Origin of the sequence: Pseudomonas fluvialis (assembly GCF_002835605.1) — a bacterium.
Taxonomy (GTDB): domain Bacteria; phylum Pseudomonadota; class Gammaproteobacteria; order Pseudomonadales; family Pseudomonadaceae; genus Aquipseudomonas; species Aquipseudomonas fluvialis.
In genome coordinates, this window is sequence record NZ_PIYS01000005.1 from 312,561 (window position 1) to 319,666 (window position 7,106).

A 7,106-nucleotide genomic window follows, 5' to 3' on the forward strand; every position below is an offset into this window, starting at 1 on the left:
CGTCCGGCACACAGGCTACCCTGCCGCACAGCCGTGGAGACTGCCGTGTGAACAAGCTGCGTCAACGCCTCGACAACCTGCCGGTCGGCCACAAGCTGCTGGCAGCCCTGCTGGTGCTCCTGCTGGCCGTACTGCTGCTGGCCAACCTGGCGTTCATCAGTGCCGCCTACTGGATCTCCCGGGAGAGCCTGACCCCTCAATCGCTGCACACCCTGGCTCGCCTGATCGCCAGCCCGGCCCTCAGCCAGCAGGCGCTGAGTTCGCCACAGGCCGCGCAGGCCGTGCTGCAGCACCTGGATAGCTATACCAGCCTGCGTGCCGCCGCACTGTACGACCGCCAGGGCAACCTGCTCGCGCAACTGCAGCGCGGCAGCCCCTTGCCACTGCCGGAACAGGCCAGCGCACTGGCCAGCTGGCAACAGCAGGAGTTTCGCGCCAGCCTGCTGCAGGCCCTGCCCGAACAGGCCAGGCAGCCCGGCTACCTGCTCCTGGTGGCCAGTAGCGAAGTACCGGGCGCCTTCTATACCGGTACGCTCAGCGCCAGCCTGGTGATCCTGCTGTGCAGCCTGCTGTTCGGCGTCTGGGTATTGCGCCAGGTACGCCGCCTGATCACCCGGCCGATCCGCCGCCTGGAAGAGTTGTCGCAGCGGGTCACCCGCGAAGAAAACTATGCACTGCGCGCCCGCCCCGGTAATCAGGACGAGATCGGCAGCCTGGCCACGGCCTTCAACACCATGCTCGAACGGATGGCCAACCGCGAACGCGAGCTGCAGGAGGCCCATGCACAAACCCGCCAGCAGAGCGAGGCGCACGAACGCAGCAACCGTAAGCTGGCCCTGGAAGTGCAGGTGCGCAGCAAGATCGAGAAGAAGCTCACCGGTTTCCAGAAATACCTCAACGACATCATCGACTCCATGCCCTCGGCACTGATCGCCGTCGACGAGCAACTCTATGTCAGCCAATGGAACCAGCAGGCCAGCCGCCTGGCCGGCTGCACGGCCGAACAGGCCCTGCACCGCCCCTGTACCCAGGCCTTTGCCGCGCTGCGCGATTACCTGCTGCCCTTGCAACAGTGCCTGGCCCGCCAGCAGGTACAGCGTATCGAGCGGGTCTGCTGGCCCGATGCCCAGGGCCAGCCACGTCACTATGACCTGACCCTCTACCCACTGAGCGGCAAACATGGTCTGGTGATCCGCATCGACGACATCACCGAACGTCTGGCCATGGAGGCGCTGATGGTACAGTCGGAAAAGATGCTGTCGATCGGCGGCCTGGCAGCCGGCATGGCCCATGAAATCAACAATCCACTGGGCGCCATCCTGCACAATGTACAGAACATCCGCCGGCGCCTGTCTGTCGACCTGCCCCGTAACCAGGACGCTGCACTGAGCAGCGGCGTGCGCCTGGAAGCAGTCAACCATTACCTGCAGGCGCGTGACATCCCCCACCTGCTGGAAGGTATCCAGCAGGCCGGCAGCCGGGCCAGTCGCATCGTGCGGCACATGCTCAGCTTCAGCCGGCGCAGCGACCACCTGTTGCACCCCTGCGCACTGGAGCCCCTGCTCGAGCAAGCGCTGGAAATCGCCGGCAACGACTTTGCGCTGGTCGAAGGCCTGGATTTCAAGCACCTGCACATCGAGCGCGACTATGCCAGCGACCTGCCCGCCGTGCCGGTGATTGCCAGCGAACTGGAACAGGTGCTGCTCAACCTGCTGAAGAACGCTGCGCAGGCCATCCAGCAGCGCCCCGCAGGTAGCCCGCCCGGACGCATCTTGCTGCGCACCCGACGCTGTGGTGCCTGGGCGCAGATCGAGTTGCAGGACAATGGCGTGGGCATGGATGACGCGGTACGCAAGCGTATCTTCGAGCCGTTCTTCACCACCAAGGATGTCGGCCAGGGCAGCGGCCTGGGCCTGTCAGTGTCGTATTTCATCATCACCAACAACCACAAGGGGCAGATGGACGTACAGGCCCGCCCCGGCCAGGGCACCTGCTTCACCCTGCGCCTGCCGCTACCTGGCGTTTTACCGTCGCCCCCTGCACAAGCAGGGGCAGACACGGAATAATGCCCGCCCCGTCATGTCGAGAAGGACTGCCAGTCATGGGCTATCGCCTATCGAAGATCTACACCCGCACCGGTGACCAGGGTGAAACCGGGCTGGCCGATGGCCGCCGGGTTGCCAAGGATCACCCACGTATCGAAGCCATCGGCGAGGTGGACATGCTCAACAGCCAGCTGGGCCTGCTGATCGCCGAACTGGTCGAACAACAGAGCATGTGGCCGGCCCTCGGCGAACTGCTCGAGGTCCTCGAGCCTTGCCAGCATCGCCTGTTCGATCTGGGCGGCGAGCTGGCCATGCCCGAATACCAGGCCCTGCAGGACAGCGACATCGAGCGCCTCGAACAGGCCATCGACCGCTGGAACGAAGAGGTCGGCCCGCTCAAGGAGTTCATCCTGCCGGGCGGCTCACGGCTGCTCGCCCAGGCGCATGTCTGCCGTAGCCAGGCACGCACCGCCGAACGCCGCTGCCAGCAGCTCAACGCCCTGGAGCCGCTACGTGGTACGGGCCTGGCCTACCTCAACCGTCTCTCCGACCTGCTGTTTGTCGGCAGTCGGCTGATTGGCAAGCGCATGCATATTGGCGAAATCCTCTGGCGCGCCGCCGAGCGTCGCTGACCCCGACCTGCCCGGCGGCCGCTACTCAAGGATGAACAGGGCCGCCCCGCTGAAACGCGCAGCGAATGAGGCTGCCGGCATAGGCCGACCAAACAGGTAGCCCTGTACCTGGTCGCAGCCATGCTCGCGCAGGAAGTCCAGCTGCGCCTGCTCTTCGACACCTTCGGCAATCACCCGCAGATTGAGACTGTGCGCCATGGCGATGATGGCGCGGGCAATCTGCGCATCCTGCTCGCCATCGGGAACCCCGTCGACAAAGCTGCGGTCGATCTTCAGCACATCGATGGGAAACTGCTTGAGGTAGTTGAGCGACGAATAGCCGGTACCGAAGTCATCCACCGCCACCCCCACGCCCAGGCGCTTGAGGCCACGCAAGACCTGCAGGGTTTCAGCCACATCACGCATCAGGATACTTTCGGTCAGCTCCAGCTCCAGGGCCGCCGGCGCCAGGCCGACCTGCGCCAGGGTGGCGGCGATCCGCGCCCCCAGCTGGCCATCGGCAAACTGCCGCGCCGACAGGTTGATCGACACCTTGGGTAATTGCAGGCCCGCCATCTGCCAGGCCTGCAGCTGGCGGCAAGCCTCCTGCAACACCCAGTCGCCGACCTGCACCACCAGGCCCAACTCCTCCAGCGCCGGCACGAACTCATCAGGGCGCACCAGGCCGCGGCGTGGATGCGCCCAGCGCAGCAGAGCCTCGGCCCCGATCAGGCGTTTGCCGTCACCGGAAAACTGCGGCTGGTAGTACAGGCAGAACTGCCCAGCTTCCAGGGCATGGCGCAGGTCGCTTTCCAGCTCCAGGCGCTCCAGCGCGCGGGCGTTCATCTCGGCCTGGTAAAACTGGAAGTTGTTCTTGCCCTTTTCCTTGGCGTGATACATCGCGGTATCGGCATTCTTCATCAACTGGCTGAGTTCAGTGCCATCCTGCGGGGCCAGCGCGATGCCGACACTGGCACTGATGAAGAACTCGCGCCCCTCCAGTACGAAAGCCTGCTGCAGGCGTTCCAGAATACGCTCGGCAACCCGGATGGCCCGGTGCAGCGCCTGGTCGCGGCTTTCCTGGGCGACCAGCAACAGGGTGAACTCGTCGCCGCCCATGCGCGCCACCGTATCTTCATCGGCCACGCAGGTCAGCAGGCGCTGGGCAACTTCCTTGAGCATGCGGTCACCCGCCGCGTGGCCCAGCGAGTCGTTGATCGGTTTGAAGCGGTCCAGGTCGAGGAACATCAATGCCACCCACTGCTCATGCCGTGCAGCATGCTGCAGCGCGGTATGCAGGCGGTCCTGGAACAGCGTGCGGTTGGGTAGCTGGGTGAGGTTGTCGTAGTAGGCCAGTCGATGGATACGCTGCTCGCTGGCCTTGCGCTCACTGATGTCGTTGAAGAAACACACGTAGCTGACCAGGTCGCCATCATCATCGCGAATTGCGGTAATCCCGACCCAGGCCGGGAAAGGCTCACCCTGTTTGCGGCGCAACCACAACTCCCCCTCCCAGCTGCCTTGCTCGGCCAGGCGCTGGCGGATGAACTGCAGGCTGGCAGCCTGCTGACGGTCAGCCATGAGCATGGCCGGTTGCTGGTCGATCACCTCGCCACTGGCAAAACCGCTGATGCGCCCGAAGGTTTCGTTAACCTGCACGATGTAGCCGGCCAGATCGGTCACCATAATCGCCGCGGTAGAGTGTTCGAACACCGTGGCCGCCATGCGCAGCTGTTTCTCGGCACGGCGCTGCTGGCTGATGTCGCGCCCCACGCCGAGCAGGCCGAGCAAGCGCTGTTGTTCGTCCCAGAGCAGGCTGACCCGCAGCTCGACGGGAATCTTCTTGCCATCGGCACGCAGGCAGTCGAGGACGAACACCTCGGTATTGAACCGCGCCCGCCAGGCCTGCAGGCGCGCCGGCTGTCCCTGCAACTGGCGAACTTGGGCCAGCAGCGCGAGCAGAGGTTGCAGCTGCGCCGGCACGGCGATCAGGCTGTCGAAACCATGTGCCAGCAGCCAATCGCCATCGTAGCCGAAGAGTTTTTCTGCAGAAGGGCTGACGTAGTTCAGGCGCAGGTCACGGTCGGTGGTGACGATCACATCGCTGGTGCTTTCCGCCAGTAGTCGGTAGCGCTGTTCGTTGGCACGCAACGCCTCGCGGGCGGCAATCTGCTCGGTAATGTCCTTGGCGATACCGATCAGCCGGCTGACCCGCCCGTTGTGATCACGACTGAGCGCCTGCTCGCGGATGTCGAACCAGTGCCAATGCCCGTTACGATGTCGCCAGCGCAGCTCGAATTGCATCAGCTGGCCATTGCCAATCACCTTCTGCAAATTACGCAGGCGCCCGTACAGTTCTCCGTCGTCGGGGTGCAGCAGTTTCTCCCAGGGATTGTTGCCCAGCGCACGCCACTGCGCCGTGTCGTAGCCCAACTGCGTCATCAAGTGATTGTTGCTGAACAGCACGCGACGTCCGGGAATATCGTGCACATACAACAGGTCGGGCACGGCACGAATCACTTCACCCCAGAAGTGCTCACGCTCGACCAGGGCCAGCTCGCTGCTCTTGCGGCTGCTGATGTCACTCATGCTCAGGGTGACCGCATCCAGATCAGCCACGTTATCCGGCAGATTGAGGGTCAGCCACAGGTAGCGCGCCTCCCCCTGGGCAGTACGAATGCAGCTTTCCATGGCCAGGTGCTGCGGACGCCCGAGCAGTGCCACTAGCAACTGCAGGCGCGCCGAGCCGGCCTCCAGCGGACCATGGTCGATCAGTAGCCGCCAGGCCTGGCGGGCATCAGCCACCCCCAGCAACTGTTTGCCCAGCTGATTGATCTCGCTGATGCGCAGCAATTGCAGCAACTCGGCATGACGTTGGCCATCCTCCGCCAACCAGTCGAGCAACTGCGCCTGGTCGCGCACCTGCAGTTGTTGCAGGCGCTGACGCAAGGCACTGAGGTCGAGCACGCACAAACCGCAACCGGCCCCTTGGAAAATATCCTGGTAACGCCGCCGGGTGTCATCGAGCACCGCCAGGGCCTGCTGCTGCTCGGTGACATCACGCAACACCCAGACCAGCCCGAGACGCTCACCAGCATCCTGCAACTCGCTGCGGTGCACGGCAAACAGACGCGTCGTGCCATTTTGCAGCAGCGGCAATAGCTCATCCTCGCTCGACGCGTCAGCATCCAGCTGCACGCCAGGCAGCAGCTCAGCCAGGCGATACTGGCCGGCCTGGGCGGAGCTCAGGCCAAACATCTGTTCGGCACGCCGATTGAGAAAACGTAGCTGGCCCTGACAGTCACTGACCAGCACCTGCTCGTCGATCGCCGCCAGAGCACTGGCGGCCTGCAACAGCGAGCGCTGCGAGCCGGCATGCAACTCGCGCAGGCGGCGCTGCTCACGCAACAGCGCATAAAGCACCAGCAAGGCCAGCAGCAGGCACAGCACGAAGAACAGCAGCTGCATGGCCAGCGACTGCCGCCACCCCTGCAACAGGCCGGGTGCCGGGCTCAAGGCAATGATCTCGCCATCGCTGTGCGGCAGGGGCAGACGGCGCAGGCTGCGAGCCGCCTGCTCGGCACTCAGCGGGGCGGGTTGTACACGCCCTCCGCGACTGTGCCAAAGCACTTGTTGGCTGACCTGATCGAACAGCAGCCATTGCGCCTGTTCGCTCTGGCTGGCCGGCAACCACAACGGCAAGGCCTGCGCATGCATGCGCAACAGCCAGTAGTGCCCCGGACGTTCCGCCTGACGCAGACTCATCTGCAATAACTGCGGCGCCTCCAGCCAGCTTAGGTAATAGGGCTGCTCAGCCTGTCGCTGCCGTATGGTTTGCCACACCTCGACCGGCAAGGTCGGCTCGGCACTGTCCACCAACCCTTGTGGGCCAACCCAGGCCAGGCTGTGCAGGTTGGGGAACAGCTGCTGCAGACTGAACAGCAGCTCGTCACGCAGCGCGCCCTGCAGCGGCTGCGCCGCCTGCCGACTGAGCAGGGCACTAGCTACTTGCGCCTTGAGCTCAAGGGTCAGGCTCACCTGACTGAGCAGTTGCTCGGCACTATCCAGGCTGCGTTGCTGCGCTGCTTCCTGCGCCTGCCGGTACTGCTGGTGCAGCTGCCAGGCAAGTAGCAACAACATCACCAGCAACAGCACGACCAGCATGCCCTGGTAGGCGCCACGCCCCTGGGAGGGAGGCTGAACCGGTGTGGCTGGCATGTGTGCAAGATCGGACAAGGACAACATTCCCGTAGTCAGCCGGCAGGCACCGGATGAATTGATACATGAAGAAGGCAAACCCACGCCCGGCGCATGGCCGGAGGCTTACAGAAAAAGCAAAAACAATGCCGCATCGCACGGCCTGCTAGCAGGTCATTGAAAAACGTAAGCGAGGCAGGCAAGACAAGGCGAAAACGGCCGAAAAAGCGCAGTTTACGTGTTGTAAATGAGC

Annotated in this window: 4 protein-coding genes; 2 read left to right on the forward strand and 2 right to left on the reverse strand. The window is 64.0% G+C overall.

The window, feature by feature from the left end; translation table 11 throughout:
- The first annotated feature begins 47 nt into the window (after nt 1–47).
- Together CW360_RS05400 and CW360_RS05405 are read left to right on the forward strand one after the other, a co-directional pair.
- Complete coding sequence (locus CW360_RS05400) at nt 48–2,066, forward strand: ATP-binding protein (RefSeq protein ID WP_101192990.1); 2,019 nt, start codon at nt 48–50, stop codon at nt 2,064–2,066.
- Nucleotides 2,067–2,101: 35 nt separating this feature from the next.
- Nucleotides 2,102–2,677, forward strand: coding sequence for a cob(I)yrinic acid a,c-diamide adenosyltransferase (locus CW360_RS05405; protein ID WP_101192991.1), 576 nt, complete (start codon nt 2,102–2,104; stop codon nt 2,675–2,677).
- Nucleotides 2,678–2,698: 21 nt separating this feature from the next.
- Here CW360_RS05405 and CW360_RS05410 read toward each other — a convergent pair whose 3' ends face one another.
- Complete coding sequence (locus tag CW360_RS05410) at nt 2,699–6,874, reverse strand: EAL domain-containing protein (protein ID WP_170307362.1); 4,176 nt, start codon at nt 6,872–6,874, stop codon at nt 2,699–2,701.
- 35 nt (nt 6,875–6,909) lie between these two features.
- A partial coding sequence (locus CW360_RS16945) for a hypothetical protein (protein ID WP_212633281.1) occupies nt 6,910–7,106 on the reverse strand: 197 nt, incomplete at its 5' end.

Coding starts and splice junctions, on each gene's coding strand:
- CW360_RS05410 (WP_170307362.1), bottom strand. CDS start 6,874: ATGCCAGCCACACCGGTTCAGCCTCCCTCCCAGGGGCGTGGCGCCTAC.
- CW360_RS05405 (WP_101192991.1), top strand. CDS start 2,102: ATGGGCTATCGCCTATCGAAGATCTACACCCGCACCGGTGACCAGGGT.